Source organism: Paenibacillus sp. P4_E11 (assembly GCF_056401635.1).
This window is the reverse complement of record NZ_JBFUIX010000092.1, coordinates 1-23,468: the sequence shown is the minus strand read 5'-3', so window position 1 is coordinate 23,468 and position 23,468 is coordinate 1. Positions and strand designations below refer to the sequence as shown.

The following is a 23,468-nucleotide window of genomic DNA, read 5'->3' as shown; positions in this document are numbered from 1 at the left end:
CCGTTATAAAGATTACGATGGTTGTTCCGTTCCATCTTGGCACCTCTTTTCTGCTTCATTAATAGCCCCCACGTGGAATATGCGCCCATCGAGGCAGCCATTGCTCATACGTTTCCACCGAACCTGGATTGGTCAGGCTTCTTGCAATAAATCCTTGCGCTTTACCAGATGCGGTTGCTGTAGGCGTCGCCTCGTAGCGGATATCCATCGACCAGCGGACGGTGTTAGATAGATTCGGCAGCGCGCGGTGAGGCAGCAGCTGAGTGAAGCAAAGCGCATCGCCGGGCTCCATCTCGATTGATGTACCTTGCAACTGGCGCACATCCTCTTTGCTTAATCCGAGGAACCCTGACTCCTCGTCCCGATGCCCGTCGAGCAGTGTGTTTGTGTAGAAACCAGGCGCTACCTGTAGGCAGCTGTTTTGTTCGGTCACCTTTTGGAGCGGAATCCAAATCGATAAGACGTGAACATTCTCAGCGTCCCGATAATATTGGGCGTCTTGATGCCAAGGCGTGTTCGTCCAGTGTTGATCAGGCAACTTCGGCCTTGAGTTGAAGATACCATGTACAGATAGCTCATTCGTCCCAAGCAGGTCAGCTGCCAGATCGAGCAGCTTCGGATGACATAGAAAGGCATACATGTCTGGACTGACTATATCACGTCGCGGGCTTCGCGAATATCTCGGTTTGCCTGCTGCATTCCACAGTACGACTAGACGATGATAAAAATCAAGGTCGTTCCGCTTATCGGTAATCAATCCCTGTTCATACCATTCGTTGACCAATTGATCCACCCAACGAGAGTTGATTACTCTTCCCAGCTCCAGAACCTCATGCGGCACGACTCCTTCGGCATGCAAATAGTGGTTCTTGTGATAATACTCGATTTCCAATGGCTGCAGAGTATGTTGCATGAGATGACCTCCTGCTCCTTGTTTCTTTTAATACACTTAAGGTAACAGAAGGAATGCAGGCGAGCCATAACGAAAAGAATAGGAAACTTAACCTTTTGCACTGGAGATCTCGATGAGCCCCTATCAACTAAGTATCCCGGAAATTGGCGGCACACTGTTCATCCACGGGTGCCATTTCGCTTACGTCGACGCCGAATGGTCTTATCAGAAGCACCATCATTCTTCATTCGAGCTGCTTCATTGCTTGAACGGCTGTGCCATCGAGTGGATCAACGGACACTCGGTCACTTTTAATACAGGCGATTGGTTGTTCTTGAACTCTGGTGTCATGCATAGCACCATTACCAATCCACAAACTCCATTCGCCTACTTCACTGTGCATTTTGACATGGACGACATCAAGATAAGGGAGGAATTGGGATGTTGCGATTATTTGCACTTGCGGCCAACGGAATCCAAACTATCGTCTCTGCTGAATGAGCTGGAGGCGCTGATGCCATACGACTGGCGCACAATCGCGAGCACGAACGGTCATGCAGGTATAGCTTCGTTAAGCTCAGCCCACAAGCTGCTCACCCAAGCCGTGATCATCCGAATGATGGGAGAGCTACTTGGCGTCATGGAGACGGTCAAGCCGCAGAAACCGGAACAAGCAGCCAATTTGTCCGAGCTGAGCTTGGCGCATGCCATTGAACAGCAACTGAACGATGCCGTTTTCACCTCCGAGACGGTCGAGAGCATAGCACGACGACTTTTTATAAGCCGCAATCGATGTAATCTGCTTTTTCAAAAAGTATACGGGCTCCCGCCTCACCGCTACCTCAGCCTGCTGAAAATGAAAAAAGCCAAGGAATGGATCATCCGCTCAGATAGGTCGCTCGAGGAAATCGGCGATAGTCTCGGGTTTTCCTGCGCTAGCAGCTTCAGCCGTCAATTTCGTCGTTGGACCGGATATGCCCCCATGCAGTTTCGCTTGAAGGGAACGAGGACTGCCCTTAGCAACGCACAACAAAAGATTGACAATACAGATGGATCATGAATAATGTGGAGGTCAGGTACACATCCCTTTACCGTAAAGGAGCTTGCCTATGCTAGCCGAAGAACGCCGACAGTTCATACTCGATTTACTCCAAAAAGAAGGCCGCATCGTGGCCAAAGACGTCGCCGACCACTTCGAGTTGTCTGTCGATTCCATACGCAGAGACCTTACGATCATGGAGGAACAGGGGCTGCTAAAAAAAACGTACGGAGGCGCAATCCCTTCTATACAAGTTCGGGTTCTACCACAGCCGGATGCGATTCGTTATGGAGAAGGACTCCCACATCAGAATGCAATTTCCGAGTTGGCGGTCTCCTACTTGAAGGAAAATGATTCTGTGTTTATCGGGGGCGCCGGCATACAGTTCGGCATGCTCAAATACATATCGCGCACAATGAAGCTGACTATTGTCACGAATTCGTTGAAGATCGCACAGACCATTCGGGAATGGGAGAACGTCGAGTCCTACCTGATTGGCGGTAAACTCAGAGCCACATCTGGCAGTATCATCGATACACTTGCAATCGAACAAGTAAGGATGTTTTCATTTGATCTATGTTTCCTGACTGGAGGCGCCCTATCCGCGAAAGGCATCAGCACAACGACTCCAGCCGGAGCTAGCTTCGCCCGTGCGGTATGCGGAGTCTCACGCAAAAAGATTGCTCTGTTCCCACATGAGAAGATCGGCATCGACATGTTCGCCAGTTCGGTTGCATTGCACGATTTGGATCTGGTCATTACGGACGATCAGGCACCGCAGGATGTTGTACAACAAATTATTGCGCAAGATGTTGAAGTAGTCATCGCCGATAAGGGTGATACACGTCATTAACGATGGGCCGGTCCCACTCTCCGCCTTATGCTTGACGCCCCATTCGCTCATCTTGTCACGTTCACCCTTCAATATGCTATAGTTAAATCTAGAGCAATTATTAAGGGAGCGCGCAAATGGATACGTACTCGGCATTGATCCGTAAGCAGCAAGTATTTTTTCATACCAACCAGACCCGATCCCTCTCCTTCCGTATGGATGCCCTGAACCAACTGGGCGATGCGATCCGGAAATATGAGCGAGAGATCGTTCAAGCCTTGAAGTCGGATTTGAACAAATCTGAATTCGAGGCTTATTCCTCTGAGATTGGTTTCGTGCTTAGCGAGATTCGCTTCGTCTTGAAGCATCTGCGTTCCTGGGCCCGGCCCCGAAAGGTCAAAACACCTCTTACACACATCGGCTCCAAAAGTACCATTTACTATGAACCTTATGGAGTTGCGCTCGTGATAGCTCCATGGAATTTCCCTTTCCAGCTGGCGATCGCACCGCTAATCGGGGCAATAGCAGCCGGAAACTGCGCTATAGTGAAGCCGTCCGAGCTCACTCCCCACACATCCGAAGTATTGGCGAAACTCATTGGAGACACTTATCCGGAACACTATATAGCGGTCGTGCAGGGTGGTGTCGAAACGAGCCAAGCGCTGCTTAGCGAGAAGGTGGATTATATCTTTTTCACAGGGGGGACGGCCGTAGGGAAATCCATTATGCAAGCGGCCGCTCAGCATCTAACCCCGATCACACTGGAATTGGGGGGCAAGAGCCCCTGCATCGTTCACAAGGATGCCCATTTGAAGCTGGCCGCGAAACGTATAGCCTGGGGAAAATTCATGAATGCGGGCCAGACTTGTGTGGCGCCGGATTATGTGTATGTTCATGAGGCGGTCAAAGAAGCATTTCTCGCCGAATTGAAGCAAGCGATTGAACAATTATACGGAGCGAATCCCCTCGACAACGAGTCCTATACACGCATTGTAAGCGACCGACATTTCAATCGACTGCAGGTTATGCTGCAGGATGGCGAGGTTAGTATTGGCGGTAGAAGCAATCGCGATACCTTACAGATCGAACCCACTGTTCTTACGGAGATTACATCGGATAGTTCGGTCATGCAGGATGAAATATTCGGCCCGATCTTACCTGTGCTTGAATATAGTCATATGGAGCATGTACTCGAAGCTATCCGCAGCCGGCCCAAGCCGCTTGCCCTGTATATATTCTCGGAAAATAAGGACGTTCAACAGCAAGTGCTGACCCACACTTCCTTCGGTGGAGGCTGCGTCAACGATACCGTCTACCACTTCACATCCCCTTACTTGCCCTTCGGCGGAGTAGGCAGCAGCGGCATGGGTGATTATCACGGACAGAGCGGCTTCGCCCTGTTCTCCCATCGCAAGAGTGTGCTCAAGCAGACTACATTATTCGATATTCCTTTTCGCTATCCCCATATTAAAAACGGCCTGAAACGAATCAAGCTGTTCCTGAAATAACCTTCATACTGAGCCTGTCGATTAACTGAGGACATAGGAGTGGAAAGTGAAAAAGAGGACCCCGGCGAGTTTTGGCTTGAACCTCCATACCACTTATCCCTTGTACGATCAAAGGAGGTTCAAACAAGATGTTTGAGCAAAAGGGGGTCCTTTTTCACTTGGAACGGCTGTTTCCACCTCAATTGATAGTTAATCGATTGCCTCATACTCACCCTTATTTTAGGTAAAGGAGCCCTCCGTTGAACAAGTATCGATTCCCCGCGCTCATCGTCCTGATGAGTATACTCTACATCTTTGGCATTCCAACAGAACCACAAGCAGTCAAGATTGTGTTCAAGCTCATTCCGATGTGGCTCATTATCGTGTATGCCTATATGCAATTGCCAAGCCCTAAAAGGCGCTCCGATTGGGCGCTCCTCATCGGGCTGTTCTTCTGCATGCTGGGCGACGGTCTGCTGCGTTGGTTCGTCATTGGATTATCGGCCTTTCTGATCGGGCACTTGTTTTATATGATGAGGTTCAGTAGCAGGTGGCGCTTCTCAAAGCTTCGCTTCGTAACGATTGTACCAATTGCCCTATATGGTTCATTCATGGGTCGGGAAATTGTTCATGCCCTCATACGAGACAGCCACGAGTCCTTAATCGTGCCGGTTCTCCTCTATATTAGTGTGATTTCCTTGATGATGTGGACGGCCATTATGACAGGTCACCGATGGGCCATCATCGGAAGCTTATTGTTCACAATCTCGGATTCGATACTATCCTGGAACATGTTCGTGTCTGACGTTACGTTCTCAGGCCCACTTATCATGACTACCTACTACACGGCTCAATTCTGCATGGCTCACAGCTTAAAAGTGCCGTCAGCTCGATTTCATCAGAAAAGCAGTTCGCTCGTGAACTAAGATGATGTGGAGTTGGATTCGCGATTTTCAAATCCCCTTCTCAATCGCTTTTCCTGAAGCAGATGGTGACGGTAATGCATCTCAACGAGCTCGAACCACTCCTTAGCATTTAATGCGCCTAGTCGTGGATGAGCGACGGTATTGTGCATGGGTGCCTGATCAATCGTTGGCTCCATCTCTTTCATTCGACTTAACACTGCGGTCAGTCCTTGGACAAGCTGATCCTTACTCTCGGGTTGTTGGGGTGTGTACATCGGCGAAGGTTGGACTTGAATACGCACGGGTGGGAAGCCTCCTAGATCAAATACCGCCTTCCCAGCTTCTGTCTTCTCCCCGGTAGCAACACCGCTATCCGAGCTTAACGCCATGCATTGCTCCGCATTACGCAGTTGCATGTAAAGGGCCGTATTAATCAAATGCAGGTACATTTGTCCAAGCGACCATTCGTTCTCACTCGGCTTATTACTCAACTGCTCGGTACTCAGTCCATCTAATTCAAGAAGATAATGATTCGTAACTTCTTCAAAACGCTTCAAGGTTTCGGTTGTATCCATTGGTTAATCACAGCTCCTTCTCGTCATCTGATATCACTATACACAAACGCTACTGACACCTGTATGTCAGTAGCGTTGTAACATCTTCTCAGCTTCTTTACGAACTCGATTCCGCAGCGACTCCGGCTCGAGCACCACGACGTCCCCTCCCCAACCAAGCACCCAGTGCAGCAATTCCTCAGGCTGACGGACGCGAAATGTCACGTACAAGCCATCCTCTTGATGCTCGAATGCTTCCATGAAGAAGTTGTTCGATTCCTTCACTTTCTCCGCAATACCTGGGTGTGCATGCATCCGCACAAGTACATCCCGGTCATCCACGGGCCGGTAATGGTGCAACATGAAATCGGGCGGGAACAGGAAAGTATCTTCCAGAACGGTCAGACGGCTCATCCGTGACAAGCGGAAATGGCGAAGCTCTTGCCTCAGATCACAATGCGCAACCAAGATCCAGGAACCTTTAGCCAGAATAAGTCCATAAGGCGCAACAGCACGATCACTATGACGATTCCCGTCGGCCTCAGACACGTTCTTCGAATAATGAAACTTTACCTTCCGTACGTCCAATATCGCTCGGCGCAAGCATTCCAAGATCGCTTTCTCTTGTCCTTCAGTCGGTGCATCACCAACGGAGAGCAGTCGAGTAGTCGTGCGTACACGGGACGTCTCTTGGCGAACGTTCTCTGGCAAGATGGCTTCGATCTTGGCACGGGAGCTCCGCGCCTTCGTACCATAGCCGTGATCAAATTTCTGTTCCACGAAATCCGTGCCAATCAACAATGCCACGGCTTCTTCTACCGTGAAGCTCACCGGTGGCAAGAAATACCCTTCCATCAAGGAATAACCTAACCCTGGAGCACCTGCAATCGGAACCCCTGCTTCACTTAGCGCTTGAATATCCCGATAGATGGTTCTCGTGCTTGTCTCGAAGCTAGCCGCCAGATCCTCCGCCCGTATCACTTTCGTACGCTGCAGCTCCAGTACGATCGCTAATAACCGATCTGTCTTATTCACGCCTGCCCATCCTCTCCCCAGAAGATCCTTCTTAATACTGGCCTCAATATGCGGTGGTTATAAGAATCTACCAGACCGGGCGGAATGAAGATAATTTGGAATCGGAAGAGGTATAAACCAATTGTCGCATAGAGGAACGAAGGGTTTCGATCTGGTCATTACCGAGGACTTCCTTCCACCTATGCTCAATCGCCGTGAATATTCGTTCCGTAGCCCGGATACAGGCCCAGCCTCGTTCGGTTAAGACAATAAGTTTCCCTCTCCGATCGGTCGGATGGGGGGTCCTTCTCACATAACCATGCTCTTCCAAATAATCGATCGTCAGGCTAGCAGCCTGTTTGGTAATCCCCATATGCTCGGCTAATTCAATTCCGGTAGCACCACCATGGGACAGTTTTTGGAACACAAAGCCGTGTGAAGGCCTGACATCATCGAACCCGATACTTGCCAATTCCTTATGTAACTCATCAACCGCTATACGAAATGCAGTCGCAAAGAGAATGGTAAGTTCATATCCCCATGCCTCATCTTCAGCCACGCCATTATTCCCCCTGACTTGATCATTCCATCCAAATAGCCATATGTCCTATTCTAGCACGATTGTGGAAAATAACTAAGGCCACCTAGTCAAGGCGGCCTCATCTCTTAGGATTCAGTTGGTGTTGATCCGGCAAGCCGGCTGTTCGTGAAGTTCGGCTCCAATCTGACGGAGTAACGATGCGGTGTCGAATAACGCCCAGTGTTCCGAGATTTTACCATTCGTAAGACGGTATTCGCGGTAAAGGGTAGCGTCCACTCGATTGTGGGTAGCTGCTGTCCCTCTGAAATCCCCCTGATGCGTCCCGGTCATTCTCAATCTCACAACAACACGATCTCCTTGTGCAAGAATACTCTCCTCTGAGGAGACTTGATCAGGAAACGCGGATTGAAGGAGGAGCGCCATATTTCTCAACCCATCCACATTATTCGGGACGTAAGCGTGATCTACATAGTCTGCCGTCATATATTGGTCCGTACAGCTGGTGTTACTTTCATTCCAGAAATCGTTAATAAAGGCGCGTACAATTCTAATATTCTCTTCAGTGCTCATCGTTTCGCCCTCCGTTCCAATTTAGTCAAGTTAATTGACTTGTTTTCATTATAGTGTAGCCTGCGTAATTTAGTCAAGTTAATTGACTATTTAACACTAATAAAAAAAGACCCGCCCCCCTCCGCAGTTTCTCCCTACTACACTTCCCCCACAAGGAAGCGTATGATCTCATGATGTATAACCTCAGGCTGCTCATGATTAATTCCATGCCCGGCGTCGGGAATGACTTTGTACCGGAAGCCTCCGGCGTCTAACACACGTAGCATATCCTTCTTGTGATTCAACTTGTAATCGCCCATAAGGAAATAAAGCTTGTCTCTTATCGCGACCGTTGTCTCTCGATCATACTTCTGAAGCTTATGGACGAACATCGCCTGCTGATTATGGTTTTTCATCACAAGGACGAGGTGATCCGCCAATTCGGGATATTGTTCGAAGACACGGGAGTTGGGCGAGCTTAGCTTTTTCAAGATGTTAATCAGATTATTGCGGGTTGGGATTAATAGTTCCGGGAACATCATCAGCAAGGTATTCACCATCGTTTTGACGGGTGTCGTGACCATTCCGCCTTCCATACAAACCACTCTACGAACTCTCCCAGGTTGTCTGGTTGCATAATTAAACGCCATATAAGCCCCATTGGATACGCCCGCTATGTTGAAATTGTCCATCTTCATATGGTCCGCGATCTGATTGATCCACTCCACCTGGTCGAACATCTTCTTGTTATACTGCTCGTTAGGCACACTTTTCCCAGGTCCCCCGATTGTATCAACGGCAATGCAGTAGAAATGCTTCGACAACTCTTGGATATTCAACATCCACATAACGGCAGAATTATCCCCAACCCCATGAAAGAGCAGTAACGGCGGGTTCGTCTGACGACCAGCTACAATACAATGTGTGATACCGTATTTAGTTGCAAGATTCAACTCCTGAATGTCCGTGGACCATTGCTCAAGAAGATGATTATAGGAACGTAACACCTGATCTCTCCCAGCTTCACTCTTGAATATTTTCATCATGGCAGTCTCCTTCTTTCATGTTAATGGCTCTTTTTCAAAAATCGGAGAATGACCTCTATGGATGGAAAGGGCGTCAGGCTCGTAGTCTGAACTCTAGTTATGCCCAAGCCTTGTATGAAGGAAAAGTAGGTGACCGCCAGCATCATCGGATCCCCCTCCACAATCTCGGAAGCCTGCTGCCCCTCCATAATCATAGGAATGAAGTATTCGAAAGGTTTCCTCATCTTTTCTATCGATATTCGTTTGGCTTCCTCTGGCACTGCTTCAGAAGTCGCGGTTTGCAGTAGGATTAATTGCCAGTGTTGCATGGAGATGCTATCTGGGGATAACAACGCTTCCGTTAACCAACTGATCCTCTCAAAAGGGGTTCCCTCCAGCTCGGATGCATCTTGTACCGATTGACCCGCCCCTTCTGCTGCTAGCTCAACGATCTTGGTAAAAATCTCATCCTTGGACTTGAAGTACGTATACACGTAACCTTGACTGAAGCCTGCACTGGCGGCAATATCTTTGATCTTGGCACCAACAAAACCTTTCTTAGAGAACACCTCTATCGCATGCAGGATGATTTGACGGATTGCCGGATCTGGAGCTAATCGTTCGAAGCCTTCGCTGAACTTCTGCTCCAGCAGTTTACTTTGTATACTCATACATAACTCCTTTATCGGTGAATGAACGTTCATTTACCAATTGTAACATATTCCCTCTCCTATGAAAAACCCGGCCAGTGGCGAGGCCACTGAAAAGTAAGCCGACTGCCCACCCGCATGCCAACTGAACGCAAGGACCAAGGCCCGCCCCCCCCCCCTTAATCAAACCAAACGTGAGGTTTTCCCCTCATCCGGCTTTCCGATGTTCTTCTTTCCTTCACGGCGTTAATGTGGTCTCTTTCGAATTCCGAAATGTTGCAAATGTGCATGATTTTCTCCCCCTCCCTGTCCACTTTCGGATGTAAACAGATCAAAAATCCTGTACTTTTGCAGTATTCTTGCGAATGAGCTCCACAACAATCGCCTTCTGCCTAGTACCACCTTTATATTATAAGAAAAGATCCGCCCCCCACGCAGTTGATGCATGTAGAGGGCAGATCCCGGATGGCCTGTTCATCGGCCGTTAACATTTATTTCTTAATCTTCGAATACCAGTCCTGTGCCTTCTTGGTCACTTCGTCGCCACTGGACTTCTTCCTCTTGAAAAAAAGGGTCGCCGAGACATACAAACTGTGCCAGTGACGCTATTCTCGTATCATACATTATTTGTACAAAGGCCCTAGGGTAGCACAAGCTCGATAATCTGCGCCGACCGGCTCCATAACTCCGAACGCCGACCACATGCTAGGCCGGAATACTCGTTCTGCGGAGACATTGTGCATGCTCACGGGGATACGCAGCATCGAGGCGAGGGTAATCAAGTCACCGCCGACATGTCCGTAACTGACCGCGCTATGGTTCGAGCCCCAATTGTTCATGACAGTATAAACGTCTGTGAACGCCCCTTCGCCCGTTATATTCGGCACGAACCAAGTTGTCGGCCAAGTCGGGTTCGTACGGGCATCGAGCTTGTCGTGCACGTCGTCCGGCAGTTCGACGGTATAGCCTTCCGCCAGCTGCAGCACCGGCCCGAGCCCGTCGATCAAGTTAATGCGCGCCATCGTCACCGGCATACCTTCACGTGTCGTGAAGTCGGTCGAGAACCCGCCGCCGCGGAAGAAGTCCACAGCCGGGCACCACTGGGTCGCATCCAGGCATTGCTGTACGTCCGCCTCCGTAATGTCCCAGAACGGCTTCATCGCCGGTTGGCCGTCAATTATCATTTGACCGGTTCCGTCAAGAGCAGCCGGACCAGAGTTGATCAGGTGAATCACACCATGCTGGGCGACTCCGTCAAGTGTATGCCCCGTTACTCGCTTGACTGCATCCGAGCTCCAGTACGTACGCACATCGGCGAAGATTTGCGCCGCATTCGTGAGCAGATGCCCGAATAGCATCGTCACCGCATTGAGCGTGTCATTCTCCGTAGCCAGCACGAACGGTTCCCGAATACCGTTCCAATCGAACGAGCTCGTGAGGATCGCTTCCATGTAATCGCCATTCGGGAAATGGTCGGTCCAGGCCCGCTGCCCCTGAAAGCCCGCCGCAATGGCGTTGTGCCCGAACGCTTCTTCGCCGTAGCCGAGCTCGCCCAGCGCCGGATTGCCAACCATCAGATCGCGCGCGATGAGCGCCATCTTCACGACGGTCTCCCAGTCGCCTTCCTTCTGCTCCTTCGTACGCTGCAGGGCTGGCGGATTCACATCGGCGCCCTCCTTGCAATTCTGCTTCGTCCATGCCAGCGCTCGTTCATATTCATCGTGGTCATATATGCCCCGATCCATCCGGCGGACGAACTCCGTCATATCGACATATTCATTTCGCATGCCTAAGTATTTGTGGAAGAAGGCTTCATCGGCAATACAGCCCGCGATGCCCATCGAGACGGCGCCCATCGACAAATACGACTTGCCCCGCATCGTGGCAACGGCAAGCGCAGACTTGGCGAAGCGAAGCAGCTTCTCCCGGACGTCTGTCGGAATGTTGGCCGCATCTTCGAAGTCTTGAACATCTTGACCGTAAATACTGAACGCTGGAAGCCCCTTCTGATTATGGGCTGCGAGCACCGCAGCGAGGTATACCGCACCTGGACGATCCGTGCCGTTGAAGCCCCAGATTGCCTTCGGCATCGTCGGGTCGGTATCCATCGTCTCCAGCGGGTAACACCAGGAAGGCGTTACGGTGATCGTCGCGCCAACGCCTTCTCGGGCGAACTTCTCTGCAGCTTGAGCCGCCTCAGCTACTCCTCCTATGCACGTATCCGCAAGGACGCACTCGACTTGAAGTCCATTCGAATGGCGAAGCTCAGTAGTCAATAGCTGGGCCACCGCCTGTGCCATATCCATGGTGACTTGCTCTAGCGACTCGCGAATCCCGCCTCGTCGCCCGTCTACTGTCGGACGAATCCCAATCTTGGGCATTGAGCCATTCAATCTGTTCGGATAAGAAGTAGTCATCGTATAAAGCCTCCTTAGAATATGTTGGTTCCACCTTGGTTACATCAAGCTATTTTCTATATCGCGGTTCTGAAAGCACTTTCAAATGTGTTAACGTTTACATATAAATCAAAGAAATTCGGCCAAGCTTAACTCTCCTGCCTGGCCTTGAATTGCGGGACGAAAATCCGATTTTCCCTCATCTTCGTCTCATTGGACAATCGCTCCAACAGCATCTCAGCTGCCGCCTCGCCGATCATATCAGGATTCTGAATAATGACTGACAGACGATGCCGGAACAATGAAGCAAAGTCAAGTTCGCCGAACGACACGACTTCGATACTGTCCGTCTCCATCCCGAGCTCCTTCATGCCCAGATACAGCCCGAACGTCATCTCATTGTTGGTGGAAAATATCGCTGTCGGCGGCTCGCTCTGTGCCATGAACCAGTGGATCGCCTGCTTGCCGGAAGCTCGGGTGAAATCCCCCTGATACACGGACTCGGAGGATATCGGAACACCAGCTTCCTTATACGCTTCGACAACCCCTTCGTATCGTTCGTTCGCCGTACTGATCGTGGCTGGTCCATTAACGATGCCAATGCGTGCATGGCCTTGCGCTAACAAGTAAGTGATCGCCTCGCCAGCCGGCGTCCGATTGTCCTCCATCACCAGATCCGTCCCAACGCCTGCAATACTTCGGTCCACAAGCACGAGTGGAATATCAGCGCCCAGCACGTGTCGAAGTTGCTCCTTGTTGTCGCCAGTTCCGGCTAATACAATCCCGTCGACCCGGTTGCTGCGCAGCACATCAAGCGCCTCACGCTCCTTCTGCGGACTCTCATCCGAATCCATGAACAGGACGCGGTAGCCAGCGGAGATCAGTCTGCGTTGCAGCGTGTTGGCAATGGCCATGAAGTACGGATTCGTCATATCCGGCAGGATCATACCGATACTGCGAGATCGGTCTTGCTTCAGACTACGTGCAATCGCATTCGGCTGGTAGTTCAAGCTCTGAACGGTGCTTAACACTTGCTGACGGACTTCATCGCTCACATACCCTGTTCCACTCAGCACTCTTGATACGGTAGCAGTCGATACTCCGGCGCTCTTGGCGACATCTTTAATTGTTAGCTTGCGCACCTGGACTGAACGCCTCCTTCTGCTTAACCTTTAGTTAAACGTTTACACATCTAAATTATCACAATCTAAAGAACCTTTCAATCGTAAAAGTATCGAATGAGCAAGGCACAGCTTCTGGAAGCAAAAGACTAGAAAATAAAAGACTTGTTCGGTTGTATCCGTTTTCATTTGCTATAAAGGCTAAATATCCTCTTATCTCACGCTGCTCCCGGGTTTACAAGGTTGCCTAATCGTCGTATCATTTGGAGCAACAACTACATAAGAAGTCAATCGCTGAATTCCTATCCAGGAAACGGGGGAACCACCGGAATGTTCTGTCTTACATGTCTGACAGAATGACGTTCCATGGGGTGAATCCAAGGCATACGCCAAGGTAGGGCTCTCTCAAGCCCGAATCCGATAGCTAACTTCGTAAGCGCCTTGAGAGAGCCTAGCTCCTCCTTATGCATCGTAAAGGAGCCCACCTATGATAAAAACAATCGAAACCTTACCCGACTTAAGTCACTCTATCTCGTCTCTCTACCAGATCGGCTCTATGAAGCTGTTCCTGTTCGATCCTGATCGGACGGATGGGTCGACTCTTGGAGTCGACAAAGACTGTTACACCGGTTTGATGAAAATGACTAGTCAGGGTGCAGTGGGATGGGGAACGTTCACCCTGCCTCACGGAGAACATCCGATCGATCTTGTGAAGTGGGCGTCTATCTTCATGTCACTGAAAGGTCTCTCTATCCCCGACGCATTCCTATATATTCAGAGTAACAGACTATGCTGGGGCGAAGTAAGAGGAGATCTAGCTGCTGCGGCACTAAGCGATCTGGCCGATAATATCGAATACCCTCTTATGAACGAGCCCTTCCAGATGGAAGAGAATGAATTGCTGCAGCAATCGCTCTCGTATTTCTCCTTCTAATCATTCGATAGAATCGATAAAGCCCTCACACCGGATACTTCGGATGTGAGGGCTTCCTAGTTCAATAGATAACCTACCTGAGCGCTTCTCGCAGGTAGCGTCCGGTGTGAGAGACCTCGACCGCTGCCACATGCTCCGGTGTGCCGGTCGCCATCAATTCGCCCCCTCGATCTCCCCCTTCGGGCCCGATGTCGATCACCCAATCACATTCGCGGATGACATCGAGGTTGTGCTCCACGACGATGACCGTATTGCCGGCGTCCACCAGCCGGTTCAGCAGAATGAGCAGCTGTGCGGTATCCCGCGGATGCAGTCCGGTCGAGGGTTCGTCCAGCAAGTACAGCATGTGGCGCTTCGTCTTGCCGCTCAGCTCCTTGGCCAGCCGAATCCGCTGCCCCTCTCCCCCGGACAAGGTGACGATCGATTGGCCCCAATGGAGATAGCCAAGCCCGACTTCGTTCAGCAAAGCGATCTGGGCGTCCATCTTAATCTGACCTTGCAAGAGCGGCAGACTCTCCTGGACGGTCAGATCGAGCAGGTCGGAGACCGACAGTCCATTGTACGTGATACGCAGCACTTCCTCCTGGAATCGCTTGCCGCGGCATACCGGACAACGTACCTCAAGGCCAGGTAGGAAGAACATATCCATCGGCACGACGCCGAGTCCTTGGCAATGCTCGCATCGCCCACCCGGCGTGTTGAACGAGAAATGCTTCGCCGTGAGCCCGGCCTGCTTCGCCTCCGGCAAGCCGGCATACAGATTGCGAACGGCGGTGAATACGTCCGTGTACGTCGCCACGTTGGACCGGCTCATCCGACCGATCGGTGACTGGTCGACCGTCACGATGTTGTCAATGGCACCGTAGCCGGTAATGCTGGCGCAGCCGTGGCGTTGCTGCTCGTCGCTGCCCCCGGCAGCCACGAGATCGAACAGCAGTGTCGACTTGCCGGAGCCGGAGACGCCGGTGAGGGCGACCAGGCACCCGAGCGGGAACGCTACGTCGATATGCTGCAGATTCCGCTCGAAGGCATCGCGGACTTGCAGGAACTGCCCGTTCCCAGGCCGTCTCGTCCGAGTCGTCTTCAAGCCCGATTGTCGAGCTTCCTCGTCGCGCAGGAATGTGCCCGTGACCGACTCCGGGTTCTCCATCAATTCCATCAGTGTACCTTCGCCCACAATCCTTCCGCCGAAGCTGCCTGCCCCGGGTCCCATATCGATGACATGGTCCGCCGCGCGCATCATCTCGACATCATGCTCGATCACGAGCACCGTATTCCCCAGATCGCGAAGCTGCTGCAGCACCTGAATCAGACCCGCCGTATCGCGGGCATGGAGGCCCATGGTCGGCTCGTCGAGAATATACAGCACCCCGGTCAGGCCCGATCCAATAATAGAAGCGAGCCGCAATCGCTGTGCTTCCCCGCCGGACAGCGTGATCGATTGGCGGCTAAGCGTCAAGTACCCGAGCCCGACATCGACGATTCGTTTCGTGCGGAGCGTTAGATCGTGCAGCAGGGTTTCTACCTGCTCCCGCTCTTCTAGCTGTAGCTCGCCCATCAGCTGCTCCAGCCAGAACAGCGCATTCTGCAGCGCCCACCCGGAAATATCGGAGATCGACGCGCCGCCGACTGTAACTTGACGGATCGCTTCCTTCAGACGGGCTCCCTGGCAGACAGCGCAAGTCTGTTCCTGGAACAGTGCCGATTCACCGGATTCGCCGGCTTTCTCCTTGTAACGTCTCCATATTCCGGTCACAACGCCTTCGAATTTGCCACCACTCACCGATTTGGGTGGCTTCGCATCGGGATAATGCCGAGTGAATTCTTCACTCTCGACACCATAGTAGAGCAGCGCGCGCTGCACGGCGTTATACGCTTCGAGCGGCATGTCTGGATCGAATGTCAGGCCGTAATGAGAAGCTGCCGCTTTCAAAATAGACTCATTATACTTAAGCCACGCGTCGAACCAGATCGTGACGCCGCCTTCCCGCAGACTCTTCTCTTGGTCGAAGACAGCGTCCAGATTCAGGCTGACCGTGTTCCCGAGGCCATCGCATCCTTCGCAGGCGCCATCCGGCGTATTGTAGGAGAAATGTCGGCGAGTGAAACCTTCCATCGCTCCATTGCAATGTGGACAGCGGATCGAGGCATGTCCATCCTCTACCTGATCGTCTCCTACACCATGACCGACCTGGCTGCTATCCGGGCCAGGGACGAACCGGCTCCCGCAATGAGGGCATGGACGCTCGCCCAGCTTCTCATAGATGACGCGCAGGTACGTATGAATGTCCGTAATTGTGCCGACCGTCGAGCGCGGATTCCGGTTCGTAACATGCTGCCCCACGCTGATCGATGGTGACAAACCAACTATGGCATCGACCTTCGGCTTGCCGATCGCTTCAGCGGTCATCCCAATTGACTCCATGTATTGCCGTTGACACTCCCGTTGCAGGGTATCCATCGCCAGTGTTGATTTCCCGGAGCCGGAAGGCCCGGTCAAGACGACCAGCTTGTGCTTGGGGATGCGCAGCGATACATTCTTCAGATTATTTTCCCGCGCTCCTCGAATCTCGATATAAGGGTTCATAGACATCTCCTTCGTAATTAGACTACTGGATTCACTTTTCTCGACATGCCATAGTAGTCTGGATATACAAGCTTGAATCCCTGATTCTGATATAACGGGATGTCCAGCAAATCCGCCATTACAATCACTTCCGCATCAGATGGAGCGTGTTGATCCAGGTAGCCTAACAACTCTCGGACGACGACTTCCTTCACGGGTTGATCCTCATAATCGGGATGAATCAGCACGTCCACGATTTGATAATAACAACCTCCGTCGCCCACGATTCTCCCCATGCCGACTAGCTCCGAACCATCCTCTCGCACGACGACACTAAAGATCGAGTGGTTCAACGCTACTGCTGCAACTGAATATTCTTTGGGTGGACGAGCTGCTGCTATTCTCAAGTTCAGATACGTCTGGGTGTCCGGCACTTCATAGTAAATTTGCATTGCATAGTTCCACCTTATCCTTATCAGATCGGAATCTTAACCTGCAACCTCTACTATACAACATTGATGCAAGTGCCAAAGATTGTCCTGGTATCCCTTGATATACGGATAAAACCTTATCAAGGGCTTCGAAGGTTTTGGTATAACATTTGATTTCGATTCGATACCCTTGTTATAGTAAACTAGCGTACCCGATTCAGACGGAGGTTAGACGATGCGCTATTACAAGCCGCACGAGATCGCACAACAGCTGCACATCAGTACGAGTGCTTTGCGGCACTATGAAGCTTGGGGTGTTGTACCCGCTCCTGAGCGAGCAGCCAATGGGTATCGGCTTTATACCGAGGTGCATTTGGCGTATTTTCAATGCTTGCGTGCCATGTTCCCCGGCTTCGGAGTCGCCATAACTTGCGAGGTGCTTCGACTCATCCAGAACGCCCAACTGGACCCTGCCTTCTGGATGGTCAACCAGGAACAAGCGAACTTGCATCGGGACAAAGTCGCCGCCGACCAGACGCTGGAGCTGCTGCAGACGCCGGAGCTGCCCGACATGCCGAATCGGAAACGGAAGCCGAACATGTCGATCGGCGAAGCCGCTGCCTACACAGGTGCAACGACATCCGCCATCCGCCATTGGGAGAAGGAAGGGTTACTCACGCCGGACCGTGATCCTGAGAATGGCTATCGGTCGTTCAGCCCGATCCACATTCGCCAAATCTTGCTTATCCGCACGTTGAGAGGCACCGTGTACTTCCTGAGTCCTATCAAGGACATCGTGCACGCGTTGGAACACCAGAGCCTGGAGCAGGCGAAGAAGCTCACGGAGGACTCGATCCGCTCCATCCATGAGCGCAATCGCCATCAATTCCTCGGTGTCCATCGATTGGTCGAGTTATGCCAGGTGTTGAAGCTGATGTGAGTTGGATCGAGGTCTGAGTGGATTCACTTCGAAGTTTTACTTAACTGCTCGAAAAAGTCTTCGTACCGCGTTATATACATATCCGCCCCCGGGGTCTCATTCTGGAATAGACAAGTCCGGATTCCTATAGACTTAGCTGGCAAGATGTCGATCTCACGATCGCCAATGGCTAGATTCAAGTTGTATTTGTTATGCAGATAGATGTAAGAGGCAGGGTCTGGTTTTCTTGGATAGCCATCATCACCAGCCACCAAATCTCGGAAGTAATGCGTCCAATTGTAATAGTTCAGAATCTCAAGCACCTCTTCTCGAGGTTTATGCGTCATGATCACATTAATCTCCGCGAATCTTAGTACATCCTCTACCCCAGGGAATGGCGGCGTCTGACTGGGATGAATCCTATTCTCTTGAAACTTCTCATAGAGCTGCCTCTTCGACAGTCCATAATGTTCAAACATATGTGTGAATGAAATCTTCAGATGAGCGAGTATTTCTTGCTTCGTTGCTGCTCCACCTAATTCTTCATATAACATGTCGGTAAACACAGGGTAAGTATCGAATAATGTCCCGTCAAAATCCCATAGGATGTTCATATGATCGCTCTCCCTCTTTTTTAGATTTTCAAATGAAAGATTAGTCATTCTTTAGATTGTCCTTTATTTTGTCCAGCATCGCTTTCTTGTTCACTCCTTCAAGCTCCGCCCAGATCAAATAGAAGAGGCCTGCTATTAGGGCAAGAATACTTAGAATCTTGGGCCCGTTCCCTATGTATCCCAACATGGCATGGAATAAATTTTCGTTCCACGAATTAACCCCTGATCCGAATATGGCCGCACTCACATAGCGGACCCCATATAAGAAAGCGGATATGATTAGTAAAATGGTACCGGTTGTTCTTCGGCTCATGTTTCCACTCCTATTCTATTAACTCGTCGCTGCTAGCCACATCGTGATCACTTCTGCGAGCTTCTCTCTCTTACTCTCTACATCCTCCATATCGGTAAGCTTAACGGTAGCTCGATCATTCGTAGCCCAGTCCAATAGCCCGGTGGTGTCTTCTATCAAACGCMCCTTTTTGGCTTGATCCTTCGCCTTCGCTCCACAATGAAAGACAAGTCGGAAGAACCCTTTTCCCTGCAAATTAAAGGTAATCCTGTCTTCTTGGTTCATACAAAAACTAGGCGCATTCCATTTGATATGCTCGGTCAGCTGCTCGTTCGTGTGTAAGATGATCGCTCTAACTGCTTCGATCTCCTTCTTCAGGGGATGCTCCAGGCTCTCCATATAATGAAATACTTGTTGAGAGTCGGTCAGTTTCATTGGCTTGTTAGGGTTGGATGGCATACTCATACGCTCCTTTAAGCAAACTGGTTTGTTATTCCATTTTACCATTATATCGGACTCTGTACCTCTCCATCACTAGGCCTGTTGGTCCTCACGCTGCTGCTTCCTCCGCATTTTCAAATAATCTAATCTCATTCCGTACTGATATGAAAATCCATACCGAATGGATGCAGCCCTAATTTATACGCCACCTTCTGCGAGCCCAGGTTATCCCAGGAAGTACTGTAGAGTGGGATTAATCCTTGCCTTGTTAGTTCACTTGCCCATGCATGTACAACCTTCTGAGCAAGACCCTTTCCCCGGAACGGTTCGATCGTCATCAAACTGGCTTCTGCTGCTTTACTTGAACGGCGTGCACTGCAACAAACCGAGACCGCTTCTTCGTTGATAATATAACCTACGATCGGCTTCCGATCTTCCAGTTCTCCGATTAGGTTACTATAATGACTGCCTAACAAGTGAGTATTGGATTCATTAATAACCTCAATCTTAGTCTCCTTAGGGTGGGTAAGCACGTGACTGAACGTATACGCGGGTCCTATCCACATCGCCTTAACTCTCTTGTATTTCTCGATAATCTTACATAGCTCGATGAGATTAATGGTCTCCTCAAGACTATGTTGGAGCTCGTCTACAATTCGCTGCGGCAGATCGATATGAAAGTATGGATGGATAGAATCCTTGGTTTTGCCTATAAAAAATGCCGGGGAGCTCGTTTGATTTCGCTCATTGATTCCAATGATTCGATTTTCTTCATTCAGTAAGAATAAGGTCGAAGCTTGAATAGTCATTAATTCGTTGTCATTGAAACGGATTCTGCTCACTCCTTTCCTGTTTCCCCACAAATTGTGTACTATAATGACAAGTGTAAAATATGAGCCGGAATTCCTGGTATGGCTATACCTACTTGAGATCCCATCATGACGGAGTTCATACCTTGCTACTTTATTCAGAAGAAAAAAATGAATTTATTAGCCATTTACTCAAACGGGCACACTTGTGGGAGAGAAATTCCTGAGAGCCGTTATTCCATCGAAAGGGGCCCGAGACCATGATCAGCAACTTATCGACGCCTTACTTACGATCCATAGAACTTCTGAGGGACCGTGTCCCCTCCTTCGAGCAATTTCCGTTCCAGCTGAACTCGATTCGCGACCTGCATACGCTCGAGTTCCATCCGAAAGTCACCTATATCGTCGGAGAGAACGGCATGGGTAAATCTACTTTACTAGAAGGGCTGGCGATCGCTTGGGGCTTCAATCCGGAAGGCGGCAGTCAGAACTTCGCTTTTTCCACGTTCGCCTCACACTCGGACCTGCATTCGTATCTACGGTTGGTTCGTGGAGTGCGTAAGCCGAAGGACAGCTTCTTCTTCCGAGCCGAGAGTTATTACAATCTGGCTAGCAATATCGAGGAGTTGGATCGCGAGCCTTCCTCTGGCCCCAAAATCATTCAGAGCTTCGGCGGGCGCTCCCTGCACGAGCAGTCCCATGGCGAATCATTCTTCGCTACCTTCATGAACCGATTTCGTGGAAACGGGCTGTACGTGATGGATGAACCAGAGGCAGCCCTTTCTCCCTTCCGGCAATTGTCTATGCTGGCCCGAATCCATGACCTCGTCCAGAGCAACTCGCAGCTAATCATCTCTACCCACTCCCCCATTTTGATGGCTTATCCCGATGCCATTATCTATCAGCTGACTTCGGGCGGGATTGAAACCGTGACATTGGAGGAGACCGATCATTATCAGTTGACCCGTCAGTTCCTGAACAACCGCGAGGGGATGCTTGAGGAGCTGTTTCGCGAGGAGGATTGAATATACCGGCAGCGATTAGCTGTCTTTTTTCTATTACAGGTTCAACATTCACCTTTTTGGAAATACCTACTACCCATTTTTTTGACTTGTATGATCAATTCCTCTACTTGCTTAGGTCTATTGATTATAATAATTTTTTTGCCGTCTTTATATTTCAGTAACTTGTCCATAATTCCTTGCCTTCTTGTTTTCCTGAAATTCCATACCCACTTAATAAATGACCAATCTATCCCTTCAGGACAACCTTCATTCAAATCCGGTCTCGTCTTACCATGGTAGATGATTCTTCGTTTTATGACCCTATACGTCGCAATCCAAGGAGACAAATCAAAGAAAATAATGACATCGGCTGCTTGCATTCGAATCTCAAGCGTCCTTCCGTAATTACCGTCAATAATCCATTCTTGCTGTGTGATTAACTGTCTTTGGAATTCGTCCCATTCCAGTTCAGGAGTGGCGATCCATCCAGGCCTCCAGTAGTAAGCATCAAGATGATAGACCGGACACTTAATAATAGGCCCGAGTTGCCTGGCAAATGTAGACTTCCCTTGGCCCCCTGAACCAATTATCATAACCTTCATTGAAATGGCCTCCAGAGATTGTTTTTATACTAAATGGGTTGCGGGAAGTCTTCGCGATAGACGAAGTTAATTATGGAGTATCCTCGAATATACATCCAAGGCTCTAATAATGATATCTTTGTTCATTCCGGTCCGTAAGTTAATTCTATCCGCCCATTCTACGTTATTTTTTAATTTTGACTCTGTTTTAAGTCCACTATTGGAGCTGATAAAACTAGTCCATCTATCAAATTCCCAATGAATCACCTCATCAGGGGTAATCATACGCATCTCAACAAGCGGATGTCTAAGCAAAGATTGTGAATAGTTTGCCGCATCCATTAGCTCATCATATTGGATCGGTTGTAAATGAAAGCTCTGTGTGTTGACTTTCCCATTAGGTCTTATATATGTCATATGGACCTCTTCATTCGGTTCAACCTTAACCTTGATTTTTCCACCGGTAACGAAGCCTTCTAACTCATCCTCACAATAATCATTGCAATCTCTTTCAATCAATATTGGATTTATCCAAAGATCCCCTAAATCACAAAAGTATCTATTCCCTTCCTCATTAATAGCTAACACTGCAACATGCGCTCCCGGCGTTTTTAAATCATGACCAATCGCATAGGCAAAAATTCCTTCAGCCTTAAATTCTTCGATTAACCATAGGGCCAGATCAAAGCAATTTCCAGATGTTCCAAACTGATTTCTATGCTCTTTCATCATGGCTACACTTCTTTGTTTATTCTGTTCATTGGAAATAGAATGAAACCATGCTTTTGTAATAGTCTCCATAGGATGGAGGTCAAACTGCCGCCATACCCGAAGTATATCCTGCGTTGCGTTCATAATCCCCTCCAAGTTACTTTATTGTATAATCCTTAATCATCCATACCTGATTGGGTTCTTTATGTAGTTTAATATTAATATGAGTTGCTTTCAGAGTCCCTTTAACCTTAATATCAAAATACGCCTCTCCTCTGCCGTTTGTAATACTGACACTCCCCATAGGAATAAAGCCAAATCCTACTATATCGCCTATATGAGAACGAACATCTGGGTTTGTCTTTATAAACTCGACCGACGTTTTATATGACCCATCATTTTTCAGAATATAACTTGTCATGAACACGAGAAAACAGATAAATAATGTAAATGAAATTATTGGAATAGACAACTTGACTAGCCAGCTTATCTTCTTTTCACTATAGAAAATAGCAGTATTTGCAATTCGATCTCCAAGTTTTCGTTTATCTTTACTTACAACAAGCATTAACAACTCGAGAGGCCATATGAATGTCAAAAGATTTCTTACTATTAATGAACTAATACTTGGCGTGTGATGACCATCATAGGTTTTTACCGAAAGCCCTACTAAACTCTTGCCTAGACTCTTACCTCTATAACAGTCCTTTAGAAGATATAGGCAAAACGCAATAGCCATTGCAATATAAAACATAGAGAACATAGAATTTACATCGTTCACCTCTTGTAGAATTGAATTTAACATAAACAACAACAAGGGAATCGTTGTTAGAATCGTAATGATAAAATGATCCACTACAAACGCCACAACACGTCTAACATTTAATCCGGGTAGTAGGCTGCTAGGATTTGTCATTGTTCACCTCATAAATATGCATAATAAATTGTTTTTCCAACATTCTTGCATTCCCGAACCCTCACTGGCTTAAGGTCTCGTCAGCACAAATCCTGGCATAGTACTGGATAGCATTGTGAATGAGATGATCGTTCATTATTGAGATTGTACGATCCGTATGAAAAGCATAGTGTGGCGTACAAACCACATTTGGTAAATAACAGATGCTTTCATTTCGGATCGGTTCTTCCGGAAATACATCGAGA

General features: G+C 49.3%; 25 protein-coding genes, 1 pseudogene and 1 riboswitch. Of the genes and pseudogenes, 7 read left to right on the top strand and 19 right to left on the bottom strand.

Annotated elements, in window-relative coordinates; translation table 11 throughout:
• Nucleotides 1–58 precede the first annotated feature (58 nt).
• A complete protein-coding gene (locus AC1DWB_RS25830) occupies nucleotides 59–913 on the bottom strand; it encodes a phytanoyl-CoA dioxygenase family protein (RefSeq protein ID WP_477543969.1) in 855 nt (284 codons plus the stop codon).
• Nucleotides 914–1,025: 112 nt separating this feature from the next.
• Here AC1DWB_RS25830 and AC1DWB_RS25825 point away from each other — a divergent pair, with 112 nt between their 5' ends.
• From AC1DWB_RS25825 to AC1DWB_RS25810, 4 genes are all read left to right on the top strand, one after another.
• A complete protein-coding gene (locus AC1DWB_RS25825; protein ID WP_477543968.1) occupies nucleotides 1,026–1,952 on the top strand; it encodes a helix-turn-helix domain-containing protein in 927 nt (308 codons plus the stop codon).
• Nucleotides 1,953–2,001: 49 nt separating this feature from the next.
• Complete coding sequence (locus AC1DWB_RS25820; protein ID WP_477543967.1) at nucleotides 2,002–2,784, top strand: DeoR/GlpR family DNA-binding transcription regulator; 783 nt, start codon at nucleotides 2,002–2,004, stop codon at nucleotides 2,782–2,784.
• A gap of 116 nt (nucleotides 2,785–2,900) precedes the next feature.
• The gene (locus tag AC1DWB_RS25815; RefSeq protein ID WP_477543966.1) at nucleotides 2,901–4,271 is read left to right on the top strand and encodes an aldehyde dehydrogenase; all 1,371 of its coding nucleotides are present in this window, start codon (nucleotides 2,901–2,903) and stop codon (nucleotides 4,269–4,271) included.
• A 239-nt stretch (nucleotides 4,272–4,510) separates the two neighbouring features.
• Nucleotides 4,511–5,176, top strand: coding sequence for a lysoplasmalogenase (locus AC1DWB_RS25810; RefSeq protein ID WP_477543965.1), 666 nt, complete (start codon nucleotides 4,511–4,513; stop codon nucleotides 5,174–5,176).
• On the opposite strand, the gene AC1DWB_RS25805 is transcribed toward AC1DWB_RS25810, so the two are convergent.
• From AC1DWB_RS25805 to AC1DWB_RS25770, 8 genes are all read right to left on the bottom strand, one after another.
• Nucleotides 5,173–5,730, bottom strand: coding sequence for a DinB family protein (locus AC1DWB_RS25805; RefSeq protein WP_477543964.1), 558 nt, complete (start codon nucleotides 5,728–5,730; stop codon nucleotides 5,173–5,175). The two genes, AC1DWB_RS25810 and AC1DWB_RS25805, sit on opposite strands and share 4 nt — an antisense overlap.
• Nucleotides 5,731–5,796: 66 nt before the next feature.
• The gene (locus AC1DWB_RS25800; RefSeq protein ID WP_477543963.1) at nucleotides 5,797–6,744 is read right to left on the bottom strand and encodes a helix-turn-helix transcriptional regulator; all 948 of its coding nucleotides are present in this window, start codon (nucleotides 6,742–6,744) and stop codon (nucleotides 5,797–5,799) included.
• Nucleotides 6,745–6,811: 67 nt separating this feature from the next.
• A complete protein-coding gene (locus tag AC1DWB_RS25795; protein WP_477543962.1) occupies nucleotides 6,812–7,282 on the bottom strand; it encodes a MarR family winged helix-turn-helix transcriptional regulator in 471 nt (156 codons plus the stop codon).
• 114 nt (nucleotides 7,283–7,396) lie between these two features.
• Nucleotides 7,397–7,834 (bottom strand): ester cyclase, encoded by a 438-nt coding sequence (locus AC1DWB_RS25790; protein WP_477543961.1) that lies wholly within the window; start codon nucleotides 7,832–7,834, stop codon nucleotides 7,397–7,399.
• Nucleotides 7,835–7,971: 137 nt separating this feature from the next.
• A complete protein-coding gene (locus tag AC1DWB_RS25785; protein ID WP_477543960.1) occupies nucleotides 7,972–8,859 on the bottom strand; it encodes an alpha/beta fold hydrolase in 888 nt (295 codons plus the stop codon).
• Nucleotides 8,860–8,879: 20 nt separating this feature from the next.
• The gene (locus tag AC1DWB_RS25780; protein ID WP_477543959.1) at nucleotides 8,880–9,509 is read right to left on the bottom strand and encodes a TetR/AcrR family transcriptional regulator; all 630 of its coding nucleotides are present in this window, start codon (nucleotides 9,507–9,509) and stop codon (nucleotides 8,880–8,882) included.
• A gap of 602 nt (nucleotides 9,510–10,111) precedes the next feature.
• Nucleotides 10,112–11,905, bottom strand: coding sequence for an L-fucose isomerase (locus AC1DWB_RS25775; RefSeq protein WP_477543958.1), 1,794 nt, complete (start codon nucleotides 11,903–11,905; stop codon nucleotides 10,112–10,114).
• Nucleotides 11,906–12,033: 128 nt separating this feature from the next.
• On the bottom strand, nucleotides 12,034–13,026 hold the full coding sequence (locus AC1DWB_RS25770; protein ID WP_477543957.1) for a LacI family DNA-binding transcriptional regulator: 993 nt from the start codon (nucleotides 13,024–13,026) through the stop codon (nucleotides 12,034–12,036).
• Between the two features lie 261 nt (nucleotides 13,027–13,287).
• A riboswitch (cyclic di-AMP (ydaO/yuaA leader) is annotated at nucleotides 13,288–13,460 on the top strand.
• Between the two features lie 32 nt (nucleotides 13,461–13,492).
• Between AC1DWB_RS25770 and AC1DWB_RS25765 the strand changes: the two genes are divergently transcribed.
• Nucleotides 13,493–13,939, top strand: coding sequence for a hypothetical protein (locus tag AC1DWB_RS25765; RefSeq protein ID WP_477543956.1), 447 nt, complete (start codon nucleotides 13,493–13,495; stop codon nucleotides 13,937–13,939).
• Between the two features lie 73 nt (nucleotides 13,940–14,012).
• Here AC1DWB_RS25765 and uvrA read toward each other — a convergent pair whose 3' ends face one another.
• Both uvrA and AC1DWB_RS25755 read right to left on the bottom strand, forming a co-directional pair.
• On the bottom strand, nucleotides 14,013–16,526 hold the full coding sequence (uvrA, locus tag AC1DWB_RS25760; protein ID WP_477543955.1) for an excinuclease ABC subunit UvrA: 2,514 nt from the start codon (nucleotides 16,524–16,526) through the stop codon (nucleotides 14,013–14,015).
• Nucleotides 16,527–16,543: 17 nt separating this feature from the next.
• On the bottom strand, nucleotides 16,544–16,957 hold the full coding sequence (locus AC1DWB_RS25755; RefSeq protein ID WP_477543954.1) for a GNAT family N-acetyltransferase: 414 nt from the start codon (nucleotides 16,955–16,957) through the stop codon (nucleotides 16,544–16,546).
• Between the two features lie 214 nt (nucleotides 16,958–17,171).
• Here AC1DWB_RS25755 and AC1DWB_RS25750 point away from each other — a divergent pair, with 214 nt between their 5' ends.
• Nucleotides 17,172–17,876 (top strand): TioE family transcriptional regulator, encoded by a 705-nt coding sequence (locus AC1DWB_RS25750; RefSeq protein ID WP_477543953.1) that lies wholly within the window; start codon nucleotides 17,172–17,174, stop codon nucleotides 17,874–17,876.
• A 23-nt stretch (nucleotides 17,877–17,899) separates the two neighbouring features.
• On the opposite strand, the gene AC1DWB_RS25745 is transcribed toward AC1DWB_RS25750, so the two are convergent.
• The 4 genes from AC1DWB_RS25745 to AC1DWB_RS25730 form a co-directional block, all read right to left on the bottom strand.
• Entirely contained in the window at nucleotides 17,900–18,469 is a 570-nt protein-coding gene (locus tag AC1DWB_RS25745; RefSeq protein WP_477543952.1) for an HAD-IA family hydrolase, read from the bottom strand.
• A 40-nt stretch (nucleotides 18,470–18,509) separates the two neighbouring features.
• Entirely contained in the window at nucleotides 18,510–18,782 is a 273-nt protein-coding gene (locus AC1DWB_RS25740) for a hypothetical protein (RefSeq protein WP_477543951.1), read from the bottom strand.
• An 18-nt stretch (nucleotides 18,783–18,800) separates the two neighbouring features.
• A complete protein-coding gene (locus AC1DWB_RS25735; protein WP_477543950.1) occupies nucleotides 18,801–19,220 on the bottom strand; it encodes a DUF1801 domain-containing protein in 420 nt (139 codons plus the stop codon).
• 131 nt (nucleotides 19,221–19,351) lie between these two features.
• Entirely contained in the window at nucleotides 19,352–20,044 is a 693-nt protein-coding gene (locus AC1DWB_RS25730; RefSeq protein WP_477543949.1) for a GNAT family N-acetyltransferase, read from the bottom strand.
• 227 nt (nucleotides 20,045–20,271) lie between these two features.
• Here AC1DWB_RS25730 and AC1DWB_RS25725 point away from each other — a divergent pair, with 227 nt between their 5' ends.
• Nucleotides 20,272–21,036, top strand: a complete 765-nt coding sequence (locus AC1DWB_RS25725; protein WP_477543948.1) for an AAA family ATPase — start codon at nucleotides 20,272–20,274, stop codon at nucleotides 21,034–21,036.
• Nucleotides 21,037–21,077: 41 nt separating this feature from the next.
• Here AC1DWB_RS25725 and AC1DWB_RS25720 read toward each other — a convergent pair whose 3' ends face one another.
• The 4 genes and pseudogenes from AC1DWB_RS25720 to AC1DWB_RS25705 form a co-directional block, all read right to left on the bottom strand.
• A complete protein-coding gene (locus AC1DWB_RS25720) occupies nucleotides 21,078–21,617 on the bottom strand; it encodes a DNA topology modulation protein (protein WP_477543947.1) in 540 nt (179 codons plus the stop codon).
• A 66-nt stretch (nucleotides 21,618–21,683) separates the two neighbouring features.
• Nucleotides 21,684–22,451 carry a hypothetical protein gene (locus AC1DWB_RS25715; RefSeq protein ID WP_477543946.1) on the bottom strand — a complete coding sequence of 256 codons (768 nt, stop codon included), beginning with the start codon at nucleotides 22,449–22,451 and terminating at the stop codon, nucleotides 21,684–21,686.
• Between the two features lie 13 nt (nucleotides 22,452–22,464).
• On the bottom strand, nucleotides 22,465–23,223 hold the full coding sequence (locus AC1DWB_RS25710; protein ID WP_477543945.1) for an RDD family protein: 759 nt from the start codon (nucleotides 23,221–23,223) through the stop codon (nucleotides 22,465–22,467).
• A gap of 61 nt (nucleotides 23,224–23,284) precedes the next feature.
• Nucleotides 23,285–23,468 (bottom strand): annotated as a pseudogene (locus AC1DWB_RS25705) (hypothetical protein); the annotation flags it as partial.